Annotated in this window: 1 protein-coding gene; it reads right to left on the reverse strand. The window is 47.6% G+C overall.

Annotated elements, in window-relative coordinates:
* Positions 1-595, reverse strand: a 595-nt coding sequence (locus HMPREF1254_RS03790) for an ISAon1 family transposase (RefSeq protein ID WP_036890955.1), incomplete at both ends; no start/stop codon positions are given.

Here is a 595-nt window from a genome sequence, read left to right on the forward strand (position 1 = left end):
CTACCTCGTTAAACCACTTAGCCAGTTTCAGCCTTGCTGCGTCCTTGATGCTTTTGGCATTATAAATATCGGTAAGTTCCATGGCCAGGTCATAAGCTTTTTTGAGTTCTGGGTAGTTTTCAAAGATTATTTCCGCCCTTAGCCTTTGCGATTCCGTCCACTTGGACTTGTGTTTAGTCAGTATAAACTTCGCCCTGGCAAGTAGTTGCTTGCGTGTGTCACCGTTGCTATATCTGAATGGCTTGTAGGTTTCATTCTTGGCTTTGGCTTCCTTCATCTCCTCATTTTCTCTGTCCCTTGCCATCCACCGGTAGGCTATGCGCATGTCGTCCAAAGCGTCATAGTAAAGTTTCTGCACATGAAACCTGTCACTGGTGATGAGTGCCTTGGGGAACACCGTGCGCGCAATGATCATCATAGAGGAAGACAGGTCGAGCGTTATCTCCTTGACTGTCTTTCTTTTGGAAAGGTCAATCTTTTCCAGAACACGGATCACATCCTCGGCTTTTGTTCCCCTGACCACAGCTACCAGAGTACCCCTGCCACCTTTGCCAGCCTTGTTGGTCAGAAACGTATAGACCTCACCGCTGCTCAA

It is taken from the genome of Prevotella sp. BV3P1 (assembly GCF_000479005.1).
Taxonomy (GTDB): Bacteria; Bacteroidota; Bacteroidia; order Bacteroidales; family Bacteroidaceae; genus Prevotella.